Source organism: uncultured Campylobacter sp. (assembly GCF_937980635.1).
Taxonomy (GTDB): domain Bacteria; phylum Campylobacterota; class Campylobacteria; order Campylobacterales; family Campylobacteraceae; genus Campylobacter_B.
On record NZ_CALJPG010000022.1, the window covers coordinates 116,630 to 133,534 of the forward strand.

26 protein-coding genes are annotated in these 16,905 nt (G+C 45.5%); 13 read left to right on the forward strand and 13 right to left on the reverse strand.

What is annotated here, in order from left to right:
* Window positions 1–15 precede the first annotated feature (15 nt).
* The 4 genes from Q0460_RS06200 to Q0460_RS06215 all read right to left on the reverse strand — a co-directional run bounded on the left by Q0460_RS06200 (window position 16) and on the right by Q0460_RS06215 (window position 3,590).
* Window positions 16–945 carry a DUF5309 family protein gene (locus tag Q0460_RS06200; protein WP_299085951.1) on the reverse strand — a complete coding sequence of 310 codons (930 nt, stop codon included), beginning with the start codon at window positions 943–945 and terminating at the stop codon, window positions 16–18.
* A 12-nt stretch (window positions 946–957) separates the two neighbouring features.
* Window positions 958–1,506 (reverse strand): hypothetical protein, encoded by a 549-nt coding sequence (locus tag Q0460_RS06205; protein WP_299085953.1) that lies wholly within the window; start codon window positions 1,504–1,506, stop codon window positions 958–960.
* Window positions 1,507–1,508: 2 nt separating this feature from the next.
* Complete coding sequence (locus tag Q0460_RS06210; protein WP_299085955.1) at window positions 1,509–1,814, reverse strand: hypothetical protein; 306 nt, start codon at window positions 1,812–1,814, stop codon at window positions 1,509–1,511.
* Window positions 1,815–1,886: 72 nt separating this feature from the next.
* A complete protein-coding gene (locus tag Q0460_RS06215; protein ID WP_299085957.1) occupies window positions 1,887–3,590 on the reverse strand; it encodes a hypothetical protein in 1,704 nt (567 codons plus the stop codon).
* Between the two features lie 129 nt (window positions 3,591–3,719).
* Here Q0460_RS06215 and Q0460_RS06220 point away from each other — a divergent pair, with 129 nt between their 5' ends.
* Together Q0460_RS06220 and Q0460_RS06225 are read left to right on the forward strand one after the other, a co-directional pair.
* Window positions 3,720–4,055, forward strand: a complete 336-nt coding sequence (locus Q0460_RS06220) for a type II toxin-antitoxin system RelE/ParE family toxin (RefSeq protein ID WP_297987979.1) — start codon at window positions 3,720–3,722, stop codon at window positions 4,053–4,055.
* Window positions 4,056–4,090: 35 nt separating this feature from the next.
* Window positions 4,091–4,369: an XRE family transcriptional regulator gene (locus tag Q0460_RS06225; protein ID WP_297987981.1), complete on the forward strand. Its 279-nt coding sequence runs from the start codon at window positions 4,091–4,093 to the stop codon at window positions 4,367–4,369.
* Window positions 4,370–4,451: 82 nt separating this feature from the next.
* On the opposite strand, the gene Q0460_RS06230 is transcribed toward Q0460_RS06225, so the two are convergent.
* The 8 genes from Q0460_RS06230 to Q0460_RS06265 all read right to left on the reverse strand — a co-directional run bounded on the left by Q0460_RS06230 (window position 4,452) and on the right by Q0460_RS06265 (window position 7,598).
* Complete coding sequence (locus Q0460_RS06230; protein ID WP_297945481.1) at window positions 4,452–4,655, reverse strand: BrnA antitoxin family protein; 204 nt, start codon at window positions 4,653–4,655, stop codon at window positions 4,452–4,454.
* On the reverse strand, window positions 4,652–4,942 hold the full coding sequence (locus Q0460_RS06235) for a BrnT family toxin (RefSeq protein ID WP_297921088.1): 291 nt from the start codon (window positions 4,940–4,942) through the stop codon (window positions 4,652–4,654). Before Q0460_RS06235 ends, Q0460_RS06230 begins: the two co-directional genes overlap by 4 nt.
* A gap of 115 nt (window positions 4,943–5,057) precedes the next feature.
* Entirely contained in the window at window positions 5,058–5,540 is a 483-nt protein-coding gene (locus tag Q0460_RS10640; RefSeq protein ID WP_367178669.1) for a DUF2335 domain-containing protein, read from the reverse strand.
* Window positions 5,479–5,682, reverse strand: coding sequence for a hypothetical protein (locus Q0460_RS06245; protein ID WP_297921095.1), 204 nt, complete (start codon window positions 5,680–5,682; stop codon window positions 5,479–5,481). The genes Q0460_RS10640 and Q0460_RS06245 overlap by 62 nt, the downstream gene beginning before the upstream one ends.
* A 97-nt stretch (window positions 5,683–5,779) precedes the next feature.
* Window positions 5,780–6,022, reverse strand: coding sequence for a hypothetical protein (locus Q0460_RS06250; protein ID WP_297987984.1), 243 nt, complete (start codon window positions 6,020–6,022; stop codon window positions 5,780–5,782).
* A gap of 22 nt (window positions 6,023–6,044) precedes the next feature.
* Entirely contained in the window at window positions 6,045–6,341 is a 297-nt protein-coding gene (locus tag Q0460_RS06255) for a hypothetical protein (RefSeq protein ID WP_297921101.1), read from the reverse strand.
* The gene (locus tag Q0460_RS06260) at window positions 6,338–6,823 is read right to left on the reverse strand and encodes a hypothetical protein (RefSeq protein WP_297987986.1); all 486 of its coding nucleotides are present in this window, start codon (window positions 6,821–6,823) and stop codon (window positions 6,338–6,340) included. The genes Q0460_RS06255 and Q0460_RS06260 overlap by 4 nt, the downstream gene beginning before the upstream one ends.
* A 1-nt stretch (window position 6,824) precedes the next feature.
* Window positions 6,825–7,598: a LexA family transcriptional regulator gene (locus Q0460_RS06265; protein ID WP_299085962.1), complete on the reverse strand. Its 774-nt coding sequence runs from the start codon at window positions 7,596–7,598 to the stop codon at window positions 6,825–6,827.
* Window positions 7,599–7,751: 153 nt separating this feature from the next.
* On the opposite strand from Q0460_RS06265, the gene Q0460_RS06270 reads away from it, so the two are divergent.
* The 11 genes from Q0460_RS06270 (at window position 7,752) to Q0460_RS06320 (ending at window position 15,689) form a co-directional block, all read left to right on the forward strand.
* A complete protein-coding gene (locus Q0460_RS06270) occupies window positions 7,752–8,522 on the forward strand; it encodes a helix-turn-helix domain-containing protein (RefSeq protein WP_297964732.1) in 771 nt (256 codons plus the stop codon).
* Window positions 8,523–8,524: 2 nt separating this feature from the next.
* Window positions 8,525–8,800 carry a hypothetical protein gene (locus Q0460_RS06275; protein WP_297964733.1) on the forward strand — a complete coding sequence of 92 codons (276 nt, stop codon included), beginning with the start codon at window positions 8,525–8,527 and terminating at the stop codon, window positions 8,798–8,800.
* Window positions 8,801–8,919: 119 nt separating this feature from the next.
* Window positions 8,920–9,303: a hypothetical protein gene (locus Q0460_RS06280; RefSeq protein ID WP_297988255.1), complete on the forward strand. Its 384-nt coding sequence runs from the start codon at window positions 8,920–8,922 to the stop codon at window positions 9,301–9,303.
* A 1-nt stretch (window position 9,304) separates the two neighbouring features.
* A complete protein-coding gene (locus Q0460_RS06285; protein WP_299085965.1) occupies window positions 9,305–12,235 on the forward strand; it encodes a phage/plasmid primase, P4 family in 2,931 nt (976 codons plus the stop codon).
* A 399-nt stretch (window positions 12,236–12,634) separates the two neighbouring features.
* A complete protein-coding gene (locus Q0460_RS06290) occupies window positions 12,635–13,213 on the forward strand; it encodes a hypothetical protein (protein WP_297988251.1) in 579 nt (192 codons plus the stop codon).
* Between the two features lie 168 nt (window positions 13,214–13,381).
* On the forward strand, window positions 13,382–13,624 hold the full coding sequence (locus Q0460_RS06295) for a hypothetical protein (RefSeq protein ID WP_299085967.1): 243 nt from the start codon (window positions 13,382–13,384) through the stop codon (window positions 13,622–13,624).
* Window positions 13,617–14,360 carry a hypothetical protein gene (locus tag Q0460_RS06300; protein ID WP_299085969.1) on the forward strand — a complete coding sequence of 248 codons (744 nt, stop codon included), beginning with the start codon at window positions 13,617–13,619 and terminating at the stop codon, window positions 14,358–14,360. The genes Q0460_RS06295 and Q0460_RS06300 overlap by 8 nt, the downstream gene beginning before the upstream one ends.
* Window positions 14,347–14,733 carry a YopX family protein gene (locus tag Q0460_RS06305; protein ID WP_299085971.1) on the forward strand — a complete coding sequence of 129 codons (387 nt, stop codon included), beginning with the start codon at window positions 14,347–14,349 and terminating at the stop codon, window positions 14,731–14,733. Before Q0460_RS06300 ends, Q0460_RS06305 begins: the two co-directional genes overlap by 14 nt.
* Window positions 14,730–15,239 (forward strand): hypothetical protein, encoded by a 510-nt coding sequence (locus Q0460_RS06310; RefSeq protein ID WP_299085973.1) that lies wholly within the window; start codon window positions 14,730–14,732, stop codon window positions 15,237–15,239. Before Q0460_RS06305 ends, Q0460_RS06310 begins: the two co-directional genes overlap by 4 nt.
* The gene (locus Q0460_RS06315) at window positions 15,236–15,406 is read left to right on the forward strand and encodes a hypothetical protein (RefSeq protein WP_299085975.1); all 171 of its coding nucleotides are present in this window, start codon (window positions 15,236–15,238) and stop codon (window positions 15,404–15,406) included. The genes Q0460_RS06310 and Q0460_RS06315 overlap by 4 nt, the downstream gene beginning before the upstream one ends.
* Window positions 15,396–15,689: a hypothetical protein gene (locus tag Q0460_RS06320; RefSeq protein ID WP_299085977.1), complete on the forward strand. Its 294-nt coding sequence runs from the start codon at window positions 15,396–15,398 to the stop codon at window positions 15,687–15,689. Before Q0460_RS06315 ends, Q0460_RS06320 begins: the two co-directional genes overlap by 11 nt.
* Here the strand turns inward: Q0460_RS06320 and Q0460_RS06325 are convergent.
* Complete coding sequence (locus tag Q0460_RS06325) at window positions 15,672–16,847, reverse strand: integrase arm-type DNA-binding domain-containing protein (RefSeq protein ID WP_299085979.1); 1,176 nt, start codon at window positions 16,845–16,847, stop codon at window positions 15,672–15,674. The genes Q0460_RS06320 and Q0460_RS06325 overlap by 18 nt on opposite strands.
* Between the last annotated feature and the right edge of the window lie 58 nt (window positions 16,848–16,905).

The following is a 16,905-nucleotide window of genomic DNA, read 5'->3' on the forward strand; positions in this document are numbered from 1 at the left end:
GCCCGCCCCCGTGTTTTAGGCCGCTAGGTTCTTCACCCAAGCAAAGGCCACCGGCGTGCAAACTCGAAGCGTGAATTCGGTCAAAATTTCCTTTTTGATCTCGTCGTTCTCGCTCGGAAGTTCCCTTTTTCTAGTGTTTCTCCAGTCCACCTTGTAGATGTCGTCGCTTCTGAATGCGATCAGCTCCGTATCCGCAAGCTCCGGGCTTAGCAGGATTTTTACGCTGTCGCCGTATTGAGAGTCGATCGCCTGGACTTTGTCGTGGAGATAATCGACCGTATTGTTTACCTGCTTGATCTTGTCGATGAGATCCATGATCTTATCGAGCTGCTTGTCGTTTACTAGGATGAAATCATACGGGCGATTTTTCTTAAAGCCCACCTTGAGTGCGTCTCTTAGCGTTTGCATGCTTAGCGTGGCGTTTTTCGCGTCTATCGTGTTTGCTACGGTGGCAAAGCTTTTCAGTCCACCGCACTTTCCCGCAGCCTTTGATCCGCCGGTATTGACGCGCGCAAGAGCCGCCTGATCGCTAAGCAAAATCTTCTCGATCGTCTGCTTGTGGCGGATGCCCGCAAGATCGCCCGCACGAGCGAGCACCATTGAGCCGTCCACTCTTTTGCCGTCCTCCTCGGTGCCGCTGACGCCGTAGGTGTCTTTCACAATTTGGTAGTGGTTGCTTAGCTTGCCGCCGATCACGTATTTCAGCGCAGCCGGAGCGCCGCCTTCCATGTGAGCGTTGTTTAGATCACCGTCGGGCGTCTCGTCATACATCCAAGTATGACCAAGAGCTGCGTTGGAGCTCCTGTCCCTCGGCGCACCCATTCCGATCGCCGTAAGAAACGGCGTGCTCTTCCATCCGATCTCTTTGATCGTATTCCAAAACTCAACCCCCGACTTGCCGAAAGCTTCATCGGAGCTAATGAGTCCATCTCTGATAGTTGGCATCTTTTTCTCCTTTTAGTAAATCTTGCTGAGATAGGCGAGCTTCTCCTCTTGGCTGATCTCGCCCTTGTTGATTCGGCGCGCCATCTCTCCTCTGTCGATAGCACTGCCGCCCTTGCCGTGGACTACGTCGTATTCGTCGTCCTGCGGCGCCCCTTTGAAGTATTTGAGATAGACGTTTTCGATCCCCGTAGGGTTGAAATTTTTCTCCAAATACCCCTTGTCCTTTTCATCGAGCTCAAACATCTTGTCGAGGACTTTTTGCATATTGAAGTCCCCGTATTCCTTTTTGAAATCCGTTTCAAGCTCTTTGAGCTGCCTTTCTTGCTCCATCGCGCGGAAGCTTTGATACTCCTCGTCGCTTAGCACCTTGCCTCCGACACCCTCTTTCTTGCCGGGCTCCGCGCCTTTGCTCGGCTCCTCTTTTGTAGATTTGTCGTCGCGAGGCGCGGCGGATTTTTTAGGCTCGCCCCCCGTATCCTTGGCGGGTTCCCCCTTATCGTCCGCAGCGGCTGGATCTGTTACGCCCTCGTCCAAATCGTCATCATAGATATCCGGATCCATCTCTACTCTCCTTCCTTGCTTGCTTTACCGCCCAAATTTGAAAGATCCTCGTTCGCTTTCGCGTCGGACTTTTTGTCGCCCGCATTACCGTCCTTGTCGGATTTTTTCTCTTCGGCCCCTACGGCGGCCCACTCCTCGGGGCTGAAAATTTGCACCTCAAGCCCCGTTTCATCCTTGCGTCTTACGATTACGTCGCCGATCTTTCCGTCCGAGATCTGCCCCGTGTTTTTGCCGTTTGAAAACACCATCAGCCCATTAGAAGCCATATGGGTTATCGTGCCGAGCACCACATAGTCGCTTTTTTTCATAGCCTTCTCCTTTGAAAATTTTTAATGATTCTATTTCTGCGCGTCCTAAATTTTTTAAACTCGTTTTTCATCTCAAATCCCGCCGTTTAGCAGCGCCGCGCGATCGAGTTCATCGTCGCTCGGAGGGTGTTCGTCCCTATCCGAAACGTCCAGCGTAGCGCTGCCCTCATCATCAGCCGCGTCCTGCGCTGCCGCCTGCTGCGCCGCCTGTAATTGGGCTTGTTGTGCCGCCTGCATCTGCGCCATAGCCTCGTCGATCGCCTCGATAGGCGCGTTTTCGCCGAGAATTAGGTTTAAAATTTCTTTGATGATCTCCCCTGAGATAGCCGGGGTTGCCATATTTGCCTGCGCCAAGACCTGCATTAGCGAGTTGAGCTGTCCGATCTTGACTTCGTTTGCGATGGTGGTGCCGAAATTTACGTTGACGTCGAAATCAAGCGGCGCGCTGCGATCGCCTATCTTTTCGATGATCTGTGGATCTTCCGTGATCCGCATAAACTCTTCGTCGCTCGTAAATTTGTAGATGAGCCAGACGAAATGTTCGGCGTAGCTTTGCAGCATCGTATCGAGCAGGGTTTGAAGCATGCTCTCTATTCGCGTGCCGGAGGCAGAATTGACCGCCTGAAGCGCGCTCGTGGCTCTGCGATCGCTTGGGCTCGTTTGCCCCGTCATTACGCTGTTTACGCCCGTCGCGATCTCGTATTCGTTCTTTAGCATCGCGATCTCTTCGCTTAGCCCATAGGTGCCGGGCTCGCTCATTACGGTGATGACGTCCTTAACCGTTCTGCCCGGTCCCGGGCTTGTGCGGATAAATTTCTTTCGAGCCGTGATGTCGCTGATCGCTACGCTGCCTGCGTCTTTATCGATAGCGTAAGGCGGATCGATCTGATTTTCTGTGATGTCGATCTTTTGATTGCGCTTGATGTTGTATTCCTCTTGCAGCTCCCAAACGATCTCGGGGATACACGAGCCGTATATTGCTATCTCATCCTCGCGCTCGTCCTCGTTTATGCTAGGCGTAGTTTCGATGCAATATCCGTAGTGAAACGGCAGGCGGGAAAATGTCGCTTCGCGCACGAGAGTGCCGTTTGCGTAGGTTTTGAGCTTCCACACGATCCGCCCCTGCTCGCGGCTTTTGACATACAGATCTCGCATCGCTATGCGCTCGCTGCCTGCCGTGGTCTGTGCGATCACGTTTCGGTCTTTGGATTTATAAAATTTGCGCTCCAGCTTCTCTCTGATCTCTCTTGCCGATTGGTTATATTTATAGGCTACGTATTCGATGTCGTTGATGTCGCTTGCGTGGCGATCAAACGCCAGATCGGTGATCGGGATAAATTTCGTGCGGATCTGCGCGGCTGTTTTGTCATAAAATAGATTGACGATACCCAGCGGCAGATACAGCGCGCTAAGCACGGCTTTGGACAGCCCCACGCGATGCTCTTTCTTTTTCCAATAGTTTTTCAGCACCGCCGTAAGCGCGTTTTGCAGGATTAGATCGTGATCGCTTCGCAGTCCTACCCTCTTTACTTCGATCGGGCAGCGGTCGCTCATAAAGCTAGTTTTGAATACGCTATGGATGATATTTACGGTGGTTTTTACGAGCGGGACGTAAAGCTTTGAGCGGCTTCGCTCCGCGCTCTTGCGCTTGCTCGTGCGGTTGTCTTCTTTATAAACTGCACGATATGCTCGTTCGCAGCGCAGAAATCTCTCTTCCTGCTCCTCAAGGTCGCTAAAAGCACGCTCGATCAGCGAGTAATCTTCGTCGTTTGGCATTTTCTACTCCGCAAAAGGGCGTATCCTGCCCGGATTTGACCCTATTTTTTGGATAGCTTATTCCCCCGCGTCCTAATTTTTCTATACTGCGATTTGCTTTTTTGTATCTTTTTTGATACAATTACTGCCATGAAAAGAGTTAAGGCTGTTTTTTATGAAAGCGGAAGCGGCAATGAGCCTGTGCGGGAGTGGTTGTTGGGTTTGGATAGAGAGGATCGCAGGATCATAGGAGAGGATATTGCGACGGTGGAGTTCGGCTACCCGATCGGGATGCCCGTGTGTAGAAGTTTAGGAAATGGACTTTATGAGGTGCGTAGCGATATTTCGGACGGAAAGATTGCAAGAGTGATTTTTATCGTGAAGCGCGGGTATATGGTGCTGCTTCACGGATTTATAAAGAAAACGCAAAAGACGCCGAAACAGGATGTCGATCTGGCGAGCAAGCGCGCAAGGGAATTAGAGTAAAAGTAAGGCTAGCAACAAAAGAAGGAAGAGTGAATATGAAAGTGGAAAATTTAAGTTCGTTTGATGATTTTTTGAAAGAGGATGGGTTTTACGAACAGACGAAAGCCGTGGCGATAAAGCGCGTTATAGCTTATCAGATTGAAGAAGAGATGAGGGCTCAAAACATTACGCAGACCGAGCTCGCGCAGCGTATGAATACCAGCAGAGCCGTCGTATCTAGGCTTTTAAATCCAAAAAATAGCTCTCTTACCCTAAGCACCTTAAGCTCTGCGGTAAGCGCGCTAGGCAAGAAGCTCGACGTCTCGATTATTTAACTATCCGCCGCCGCAGCCATTTAAACTTCGGCGGCGCCGATGAAATGCGGACAAAGCGAGGGCGCGCGTTTTAAGGGCGAATTTATAAAAAATTCGGTTTTAGCCCCTTTGCCGCGCATTCGCTTAAAAACATATTGATAAGCGTTTGATACTTCGCGCCGCTCTGATCGGCAAGGGCTTTAAAATATTCGATCGTCTCGGCGTCTAAATTTATGCTGATCTGCTTTTTGAGCTTTTTTACATACGGATTTTTAACCGATTTGCTAAAATCATACTCTTTTTTCATCGTAACTCCTCGTACTGCTTGGTTTCGCGAGCGGTGGCCTTGCGCGCCGATATGATTCTGATGACCTCGTCCTTTTCACGGTAGCAATGCGCCACGACGAGAATTCTCGCTCGCGCGCTCATACCTAAAATGATAAATCGCTCCTCGTCTTCCGAATGCTCATCGTCGAATATCACGCGCGCAAACTCGTCGGCGAAGACGCTTTTTGCTTCGCCAAAGCTTACGCCGTGTTTGGCTAAATTGATCTCGGCCTTGCGCTTATCGAAGGTAAATTTTATATATTTCATAATTATATTATATAGATTTTTACTTATAGGAAGCTTATGTAATCGCTTCGGATTAGCTAGCGCAAAATTTTAAAATGGATTTTTATTTGTAAATTTCATATGCAAATAAATTTAATTATTTTCGGTCGGTTTCGTTTGGATCTGCTTTTTTTCTGTCTTTATTAAACCATTGAGGCAAAATAGCGATTATCGTCACGATGATACTCCCGCCGGCTATCCAATAATAATCTTTGTAAATGCTATAAAATAAAGAGCCGACCAGGGACAAAATAATAATTGTGGCAAAAATTTGTCCCCTTAGATTAAACTTTACAATCTGCGGCGCCTCCTGCGCTCTTAAGCTCTGTTCCTTCTCTTCGACGGCTAAAATTCTATCCTCGATTTCATGCCTATGCTTCTGATCGTTTTCTAGGTATTGCATAGCCCTTTCCGCGTAATTGGGATCCTTTTGCAAAATCTGGTTGAGTTCCGAAGGGATAACGTTTATATTTAAATTTTGCTGAACTGCCTTATCTATATAGTTTTGAATCGGCTGGCTATTTATTGCCTGCGGATGATTGCTTCTTGGATTTTTTCTCTTTGATCTGCTCTTCGCCATATCTTTTCTCTAGCTCTTTTATTCTCTTTTTGTATATTCTCCTTGATAGGTCGCCCGCCCTATAGATCATATCGCTTTCAAGCGGGAAGGTGGTAAAAGCATTTCTAAATCCTGAAGCAATATATCTTAATGTCTCGCCCATCTTTCATCCTTTCTTGAAATTTTATTATGGAAAGTAATTTTACCAAAAAATCCTTAACCTTCGGTCGTTTTTGTAAATTTCCTCTTGTCGCTAAACATCAGCCCCTTTTGGTTCTATAGCTCTTTGTTTTATAGGGGCTTTTGCTTCCCCTTTTTCCGGTGTAGGGATTGCGGTTTCCCTTCGTAGAGTAGTTATTGAACCTACTGCTATCTTTGTAGCTTCTGTGATGCGACATCACATAAGTGCCGTTCCGCTTTGTATAGCCGCCCACCCGCTGCGCTGCACCCGCGTTCGTTGCGGCAAATATGCAAAAAATAAAAAGTAAAAATAGCTTTTTCATATTCCATCCTTTGTAAAAATTTTTATTGATTTTTTTCTTTCATAAATAGAGCCAAAATAGATATACCAAAAATAAAAAGCCATACACTTATAGCGATCTCTCCGTGAATAGTGAGCTTATCAAGTTTATAATATTCAAGCCCCGCAAACCATAAATGCTGAATAGGCCATATAAACGGGATACCGCTAACAAGACCACCTATAACTGCGGCAATAATGCTATCGTAGATTTTATACATTCCGATTATAGTATTTATGGCGCCTATTAGATGTGCAATAACTATGCCGATGCCGTTTAAAGCCAGAATAACCTGTTTCATTTTTTATCCTCTTGTTTTGGGGTTTTTATAGTTGAAATATCTATGCTCTCGGTGCTCACCCCGTTTTGTCCCGTAATATATCGAACTAATATTTTTTTGCCCTCCATTAGTTGCTTTTGTTGATCTGGGCTTATAAAAAAAGACGCCCTCGTGTTTTTCCCGTAATATCCGGACATTATCTCTGCATCTACATCAAAGAATTGATTTTTATCGATCCTTATCCTTATTATTTGATGGCCAAAGTTTCCTCTTGTGTATTCGACAAGAAATCCGTCTATGTTATCGGATATTATGATATACATATTGGTTTTTTGCGGACGTATCTCTTTTTTCATATGAAAAACGTTTATATTAAAAGTCTCGTCTCCACAACTCGTCCAATGAAATTTTTCATCGGTCATTTTATCTGCGCTCTCGTATAACTTACATTCTGCAAAGACAAAATTTAGCATCACGCATAAAATTAAAGCGATCTTTTTCATTTTAAAACACCTTTATATTTATAGAGAATTTGCAGACGATCTTTCCCAGTAGCTTCAAATTTTTAATCTCATCATCTTTTAACACGATGTCTTGATAAAAATCGCTAAGCGAAGTAAGTTTGATGCTCTTATGCACGCTATCGCGCAGAAACTTTTTTATAAAAGTATCCTCGCCGACCTCCGCTATAACGACATCCCCGCTCATTATCTCCTTTTGCCTATCGACGAATATAATATCGCCGTTTTGGACGAAAGGCTCCATGCTATCGCCGAATATCCTTATCATATCGTATCCGTATTTGGCTGCCGTGATACCGAATACCGCCCTTAAAAATTCGGCGCTAACGCTTAGCGGCTCAAAGCTTTCGTCGCTGTTTTGGCTACCGTATCCCGCGCTAGCAGTAACGTTTTCAAAATATCTTAGCGGGATCTCTCCGCTCTGGCTTCTTATAGCCTCTAGGTCGATATCCGCCCCCTTAACTTCTCGTATATTTCCATCGAGTTTAACGTCCGCGTTCTCTTTGTTGTGTTTGCCGCCGTCCCACCATCTCCTAAGAGCTTTTGTGCTCCCTAGCCCCTCGCCTTTCATTATCCAATCCAAGGATAGTTTTTCGCTATTACTTATGTCTTGTAACCTTGATGTAGGTATAGACTTTCTCGTCTTCCAACCGTCTAATGTTTTATAAGGAATACCTAAAACTTCGGCTAGCTCGGTATCATTTTTTACTCCGAAATGGAATCTCAATCTCCCTAAAATCTCGTTTATTTCATTCATATTTTTTCCTTCTGCGGAAATTTCCTACTAATACCTTGATTTTCAAGGAAAAACGAGGTATAATTCCTTTACGATTTTTTTTTAAATGTTATGCAAATTATACCATAATTTTTGAAAGGCGTTAAAAGAAAATTTACAAAAAGGGCATCTGCGATGAGCGAAGTGGACCAAATTTTAGCAAAAGCGTGCTTCTTTGCCAGCGTTAAAACCGATACGGAGCTTAGCGAGTTTTTGCGGATTCCGTATAAGGCATTGACGGGTTGGAAAACTAGAGGGCATATCCCCGAAAAAAGGATCACACAGATAGCACTAGCCCTCGGCATACGCCCAGATGCGCTACTCGTTTCAGGCGATAAGGATAGAGAAATGACGGTGCGAGAGGAGCTAGATAGACTAAAGTCTCGTTTGAAAATAAAAACCGACCGACAGCTGGCTGTAGCATTAAGCACAACAGAAGCATCTATAGATAAATGGATAAGCAAAAAAGCCGTCCCGCAAAAATGGCAGAGGATAATAGCGCTGCTCTTTCCAGAACCGCAAACTGATTTTTTTGAAGAACACGCCTTTAAAGCCGAAGAGGAAGCAAGAAAAAAGATGGCGTTTGCTTTAAGCGAAGACGATGGGATTTCTACTGAAAAAGAACTACCCGTAGAGGTAGTTAGATATTGGCTAGAAGCGGAGCTTTGCGAGTATAAAAGGCTCGATGCCCTAATTGCCAAGCTTGAGTTTGATCTGGCGCAGGCTAGTCGCGATATGGAGAGATCTGAGCGTAAAATTAATTTGGCTCGCTCAGTTTTGAACTCTCGCGATCCCGACGCAGAAATATCGGATAAAGAGCTAAAAGTCGGGCTTATACGGGCTTTTAGTCCTCAAAGCGTCTCCGATCCTATCGAAAAAATTCTCGCTTTATTACGTAAGGATTGATTATGTCAAAACACTACGTCCTGCTTAGCACCCTTAGCACCCCGGCGCAAAGAGCCGAGGCAGTGAGGCTCGATAACTCCCTCAAGCTCGGAGAGTTTTGCGAGCTGCTTCACACTTCGCGCCACCTCTACAACCGGGCGAAAGATGGACAATACCCTTTCTTGCTTGAATGGGCGTATGCGCTTAAAGAAAATTTACACGTCAATATCGATTGGCTCAAAAGCGGCGTCGGTCCGATCTACGAGATCGAATTTACCGAGGATATGAAAATTTTATAGGGGGCGGAGATGTTAGAGGTTTTGCTTGAGATGGGTTTTGCGGATTGGGCGGTAGCCCTGCTTTGCCTTGCCCTTTTAGAGCTTATCGGATACGCGCTTTACAAAGAGGGCGGCGGGCTATGAGAGAGTTTATGTCTCTGGAGTCCGCTTGCGCCACCTACGAAACCCCGCGCAAGGCCCTGCAAAACCTATCCTATTTCGACCGAAGGACCGGGCGCGACGATAGGTTTTATAGACAAGACGGGCATCTATACGTGAGACAAAACTACAAATGTCCTCATTTTGACGACATCGCAGAGCTTTATTACAGAGCCTTAGAGTGTGCCGATAGCGAAAAGGAGATAGCCAAATTTATATCTCGCCGCACTGGCAAAAACATCAATGCGGTTTATTTTTATTTCAGAAATTTCAAGTTCAAAAACCCGGACTTTGCTCGTGTCGTAGCAAAGCTTCTAGGGATTTTTATAAGACAAAACAATCTATTCGCGGAAGTGGGATATTAACATGGAGAATAATATATTTCAAACGATAAGAGAGACGATCGACAAAGAGCAGTTTAGGGATTATATAAGCTCAAAATACGGCATAGAGTTTAAGGGCCGCACGGCTAACGGCTTCTGCCCTTTTCACGATCACGACCACGACACGCCGAGCCTCGGCGTCGCAAACGGCAAGAGCGGCGGAGCTTTCTTCCACTGCTTCGCTTGCGGAGCTAGCGGCGATATCGTGAGATTTACGGAGATGAAAGAGAGCATCCCTCCGCTTGATGCCGCCGCTGCTGTGTGCGAATACTTCGGCATTCCGCACAATATCAAAAAGGGCGAACTCAGCGAGGAGCAAAAGGCGCAGATCGAGGCTAGAGCAAAGCTTTTACAAGAGCAAAACGAAGCCCGCGCAAAAGCGGACGCCGCCAAGAGGGCCACCGCCGAAAAAAGGATGCGAGCTCGCATTGCGTCCATCGCGCCGGAGCTTGTCTCAAATTTTGAGGCCATAAGACCGACGCTCATAGAAAACGGGCTGCGCGGAATTTTCGTAAACTATGAAGCCCCTACCTTTCTGACCTATTCCAAGGACGCGATAGGATATTCGCACGAGCATCAAAGCATAGCGATCATCATTCGCGACGAGCGAGGCATGCCGTTAAATATCAAATACCGAGAAAAATTTGCTTGGGATGCCAAGGCTCGCGCCGTAAGCTCCGAGCGTATGAGCGGCAAATGGATAGGCGAGAGCGGAGCCGCAGCGGCGCCGTTTCCGATTAGATATTTTTTAGATAACCCGGACGATCGCGTCATCATCTGCGAGGGCGAAAAAGACGCCTTGAATTTGATGAGCTTCAACGTAAACGCCCTAACTTTGGGCGGCGCGGGGAGCAGATGGGACGAGTATCTGGAGTTGCTGCGCGGCAAAGATGTTTATATCTGGTTTGACCACGACGAGGCGGGATATGAAAACGCGATCAAAAGGTATTACGAAATCAAGCCTGTAGCGCGAAGCACCCATATCGTGCTATTTTATATGCTCGAAAAAGACCTGAATAAAAAATATGACATCAGCGATTGGCTCTACAACCATACCTCAAAGATCACAAATGACAATATGTTTGATCTGCTGGCGTTTAGCTGCTTCGAGCCGACAAACATCGTGATCGATGAGATTTGCGATTATTTTCCGAATTTGCGCGAGAAGCTGGCGCCCTTCCGACGCGGCAAGATCGTGCACTATTTCGATGAAATTTTTGACGAGTTTTTGCTAACCGATAAGGACGGCAACTGCGTCAATATATTCACCGTCAGGGGCGAGTTGGACGAACCCTACATCAATACTATCCTAAAAAACGCCAAGGCGCTCAAGAAATCAGATAGCGATACCTACGAAAGGATCAAGAGAGCTTTTTTCGACGGCGCGCTCATAGGCGAGATCGCCCAAAAAGATTGGGATAAGTATAGCGCGACGTTTGATAAGCTACTTCAGATCAACAAGACCGTGCTTACGAATTACCACCAAACCCACATCGTGGATATGGTAGAGAGCTTCCTCGCTTCGGTAGAGAAGCTAGGCTATCCTTTCGCGCAATACAAGGGAGAGCTGTATTTCTGGACGAAAACGCACTACGCTAGGGTCGATCTGCGCGTGTTAAATCACTTCCTGCAAGAGTATTGGATGCCGAGGGCTTGCGTGGACGTGAAGAAAAAGAGCGTGGATAACTCCACGAAGATCATTGAAAATTTGCTTAACAAGGCTCACCCGCTCGATACGATCAAACGCGACGAGCAAAGGCGAGTTATAAATTTAACCAACGGCACGATCTTTATCTCGAAGTATGGAAACATCACCTTTAAATCGCGCCACGAAAAGGGTGACGGCGCACTTAATATCTTGGATTTTGCATACGACAAAAACGCTACCTGCCCGAAATGGAATAGATTTCTACGCCAAATTTTAGCGGACAAGGACGACATCAAGACCTTGATGGAGTTTATCGGATACTGTTTCTTGCCGAGCCACGAATTCGAAAGCTTTCTGTTTTTATACGGCAAAAGCGGTGCGAACGGCAAGAGCGTTATCCTAGATACTATTCGCAACTTTTTCGGCGAAGACAACGTCTCAAGCCTCCAGCTTCAGCAGTTCGAGGGGCACCAGCTTTACGGACTTTCAAACAAACTCATTAACATTGGAACTGAGATTGATAAGAATGGCACCGACAAGGGCCAGCTTGCAAACCTAAAAGCCCTCGTATCCACGAAGGACCAAATTATGATAAACCCAAAAAATGAGAAGCCTTTTAACCTTTTGCCGAATGAAAAGCCCAAACTCGCCTTTTCGGGAAACGCCAAGCCTAAACAGGGCGTGGATAACGCAACGCTTCGCCGAATGGTGCTTATTAGCTTCGATAAGGAGATCAAAGACGGGCAAAAGATTAGAGGGCTTAGCGACCGCTTTAACGACGAGATGGCGGGGATTTTCAACCTTGCTCTTTCCGGGCTTATGCGCCTCGTAAAGCAGGGTAAATTTACCCACTCCAAGCGAATGCTGAGCGAGCTTGAGGAATATAGGGACGACGTCAATCCTATGCGGGCTTTCGTAAGAGATGCCGTCATCCCCGATGAAAATTACTTCATTCCTAATAAATACCTGTATATCCTCTACAAAACATATATCGAGGACAAGGGCGGCACCCCGCAGAAAGAGAAAAATTTTTATGCAAATTTTATCGACGAATGCACGATAAACAATATCAAGGTTACACGCGGAAGAAGACGAATGCCATATCCTTTGGCGGGACTAAGCGGCGATAGGCCTCATTGCGTATTTGGGATCCGGGCGAATGAAAATTTGGATTTTAACAAAATCAACGTGGACGGCAGTTTTATAGAAATCGGCGCCCTAAGCGAATATCAAATCGGAGGGGCAAGAAGCGATGATGAAGAATAACCTTGTCCCACGATACGGGCTTTTGTCCCTCTATCGTCCCACTATTTTGATTCGATGTCGGGACGGCGAAACTGCGCTAAAATCGGCTCTAGGGGCTCATTGTCCCAGTGTCCCACCATTTTCGCTTATATATTCATATATTTTTATTACTGAATTTAAACTTAATCTGCCTTTGATTTTTAAATTTTTTTCTACCGATTATATAGGGAAAATGATGGGACAGAAAGAAACCTTAAGGAAGCAAACAACGCTTTTTAGGTTATTGACCTTTGTCCCACGATTTGCAATCTTAAAGGGACAGCCACGCCGCAAACGTCCACTATACGGGATTTTGAGCGGGTCAGCATTTTTTTGCGATAGTGGGACAGCTGGGACAGAAGCGAAAGAGAGGGCGCGAGAGTGGAAACTATGAACGAGATACAACAAAAAGCCTTTGACATCTATATCCAAAGCGCGAACCTAGAGAATGATTTCACCCCTATATCGGAGCGGGCTTTAGCTAAAAAGCTTCACGATATGGGGTTGAAAAGCTCTATGAGCGCGATAGGCAGATGGAAAAAGAAATTCGGCTGGGTGCAGGCCCTGCAAAACAAAGTTACCTTGGCTATGAGCGAGGATAAACCCGTAAGAGATATGCTTCGCAACTCCAGTCTCAAGGCTGTAGTGGAAAACACCAAAGTAGATATTGAGCGAAACGACGTGCTTATGGCTAGCTCATATCAATTTTTTGAGAGCGAGGCGCGGGAAATTTTAGAGAAAAAACGAAACGGAGAGATCATTTCAAGAGAGGAGAGAGAGACGATGAAATTTATAGCTACGCTTAGCACTACTCGCAAGGATAAGATGCTGGATCGTATGGCGCTTATGCCGCGCGACGCCGTGAGCGCCGATGAAATTTTATCGCGATTTAGCGCGATTTCGTTGGAGGTGGAAGATGACGCGATCGATATTGAGCCATCTGAAGCAGGTGATGGTTAGCGCGGGCTTTGCGATCCTGATGATCGCCATATACGCATTAGCGCAAAATTTATTTTAAGGAGAGAGATATGGAAAATTTAGAACTTGCATTATGGATCATCGTGATTTTAGGAGGCGTCCTTACGGCAACCGCCGGCATCGCAGCGTTATTTTTGAGGGAGAAAAGCCATGAATAAATTTGAGGTAGGAGACTATGTTTGCAACAAAAAAACTTTTGAAGAAAAAAGAGTCATCGCTAAGATTTTTGAAAAAGATAGCGACACATATAGTATCTGTATGTCAAACGGAATTGCCATGGCAATGCCAAAACATATCTTAGAACGAGATTGTGTAAAGATAAGAAATTTGGACGAATTTCAAAACGAGATTGAGGCTATAAGGTGCGTTCTTAAGGATACAAAATATGAGTAGTTACACACATATACCGCGTATTTATATCTGTTCGCCATATACGGCTGTGGCTAGCAGGCGCGAAGCAAGACGTATAGCGATCAGGGCGCTGGAGGAAGCCGACGAGTTTTTTGACAGCAAAGGGCTAGCCGTAGAACTCTTTTCGCCCGTGCTCGCAAACTCGGTGCAGTATGCGGATAGAAGCTACGACGAGATTATGAAAATTTGCTTTATGCAGATCGACACATGCGGAGAGATTTTTATCCCTAGCGCCAAAACCTGCGATCTGTCTTTGATAGCCGGCTCAAAAGGCATAGGGTTAGAGATCGATTACGCAGAAGCTAGAGGATATAAGATCCACAACTGCGAAGCTTTACGCAGAGAGAAGTTTCTTCAAAATTTAAAAGGAGAGAAAAAAATGAGCTATAAAACAGAGTTGCAAGAACTTCAAAGAAAGCTTGTAGAGATCAAGGATAAGAAAAAACAAGCGCAAAAGGCGTTTTTTAAAATCGCCGGAGAGCAGATACAGGATGACTTCCCTTTCCGCCTTATACAAGAAAACTCTTTTGAAACTATGGTGCTTTCTTTCTCAGCAAACGGAAAATTTAAATGTTCCAAAACGATCACATACGATCTTTTGTTTTTAGACAACATTACCTTTCGGCTTTATCACGAAAAAGGGCAAACTGAAAAGGTCGAAAAGGCAAAGAAAAGCATAAAGAAATTATATGCAGGAGGGAACGATGAGAGAGATTAAATTTAGAGCGCTCTTGAAAGCTGATGGAAGAATTTACGAAGTGCTAAGCGTTGACTTCCTAAACAAAGAAGCTACGCTTTGGGATAAAGAAACTGGCGTTAGCTTTGAAGCAGATTTTGACGAAATTGAGCTAATACAATACATAGGAATAAATGACAAAAATGGCGTGGAAATTTACGAGGGGTATATTATTGAATTTTTAGAAAACGAGAGCGGAGAAACTTGGACGGCTAAAATAGTATTTGAAAATTTAGCATTTAAGGCGCTTGACGTAGAGGATGAGTGCTATGAATATGATTTTAATGATTTAACGGATATTGAAGTCATCGGCAACATCTACGAGAACCCAGAGCTATTAAAGGATATAAAATGACGACAAAAGAAATGATCGAGGTTATGCAAGCTTATGAGAAAGGCGAGGAGATAGAGAGGCGTTCGGCTAATTGCGAAGAAGAATGGACTTTTGTAAACCTCCCGCTTTGGAATTGGGATAAATTCGAATACCGCATCAAACCTAAAGAGAAAAGGGGGCCGAAATTTAAAATAGGCGACGTGCTCGTCCATTTGGAAAAGGAAGGGCAACCTCTTTACTGGGGAGATATTTATCGTGTAGTTTCGATAGACGAGAAATATACGGCAGAAGAAGCTGGGTATCAATACAAAGGGGCATACGAATATTTCGAGAAAATTTTCATCAAAGCCGATGATGTCCTTTGGTATTGGGAGTATCAAGACGTAGATGGCGAGTGGGAAAAGACAAACGTTAGATACGCGAAAAGAGACCTTAACAACGAAGTACTCGGTTCCAATGAAAGAGAAACGGCTGTGCCTCTTTACGCGCTCGGATTTAGATTGCCGCGGGATAAGGATAAAGAATGAGTAGCCCCGACCGAGAAAAAGAGCGCGAGATGCTAGCCAAAATAGACGATTTCGCGCAGAAGCATAATGAAAAAGACGCACTCGTGGAGAAAATACATCAGCGGCTATTTGAGCTGAATGTAAGGCAACTAAAGGAAATTTTAAAAAGGATTAACGATGACTACTGAAAATCAAAGACCAAAAGAAGTAGTATCGGCTGCGCTTGGGCGTTTTGAAAACAGCGGCATCGTAGCAGGGATTGCCGCCGAAAATCAAAGGCTGCTGACGCAAAAAGAGGCTTCAGTTATGCTGGGTTATTCCGAAAACAGCAACATCCTCGCCAAAATGCGAATGCCGAAAAACAAGGGCAAATGGGAATTTATGCCGCGGTTTATCATATTTAACGGTGAGGCCCGCTACCCCTTAGATTGGCTCAACGAGGACATTAAGAAGCTAAAAGAGGGGTGTTAGCCCCTCTAAATAATCCGCCCACCACTGCAATACCCGCAAATGTTCCCGTGAGTTGAAGTCCCTGAAATACGCTTTGTCTACTTCGCTACTAGGCGCGTGTAGCAGCACTTCGTCGATGATACGCTTTTCAAACATAGCTCGCTCGCCGTCGGTTGCCCGAATAGCAAAAGTTGCAAACATCGAGCGAAAGCCGTGTGCGTGCAGATCAGCTATACCCAAGCGCTTCAGCGTTTTTAATAGCGTGCCGTCCGAGATAGCCCATCCGCTACGCTTAGAATAGGTATTCGATTTGAAAACTATCCCCTCTGCGCTTACTTCTTTTTGGCACTCTAAAATTTGCTTTGCCTGCCTTGGAAGCGGTAAGCGCGCATTTACCCCCGTTTTATTATCCGCCTCCCCAAAATACACAAAATCCTCATCTATTCTATCCCAGCTAAGCTCTCTGATTTGATGCGGGCGCTGCGCCATAATCAGATTGAAAAAAAAGAGATTTTTAATCGTCGGCTCTATAAGGGCGTCTCTGACCGCCTCTATAATCTCTTTTAAGCGATTTGGATCCGTCACCGCCTTTCTATGCTCTACTTTTTTCTTAGGGTAAATTTCGCTCATATCATCTATGATTTCGTAAATAAACGATATATCGCCCGCCGCGTTTTGGGCGCGGGCAAATTTAAGCACGTCGCGCAGGATCGGGATTATCTTTTTGGCGCTCGCGAAATTCACGCCTTTGGTCGCCGCGATCACCTCTTTCGTGCCTATCTCATCTATTGGCATATTGCCTAGAGGTTGCAGCAGATGTTTATTTACGCGATTTATCATTTTGCGGCGAGATTGCCTTATTTTCTCGCTATCCTCGGGCGGGATTTTAATATCCAGCCAAGCGTAGAAAACATCTTTTAGCTTCTGCTTTTGTAGCTCGTCGCTCGCACCCGATTTCCGCAAGTTCATTGCTTTTTCTCTAGCTTCGGCAAGGCTTATATCCTCGAAACCTCCTAGCGTCGTGTAGCCTCTTTTTGTGCGTAGCTTGTAATATCTGCTGCCGTTTGCGAAACACACTAGATACAGCGCGCACGTGCTATCGATAGAATACGCCTTGAGCTTGCCGCTGCCCTCAAATTTTAATTTCTTTACTTGCGTCGCGGTTAAAATTTTAGCCATTTTATACCCTTGTTATACAGAAAGTTATACATTTTTTGCGTAAATTATTATAAATCGA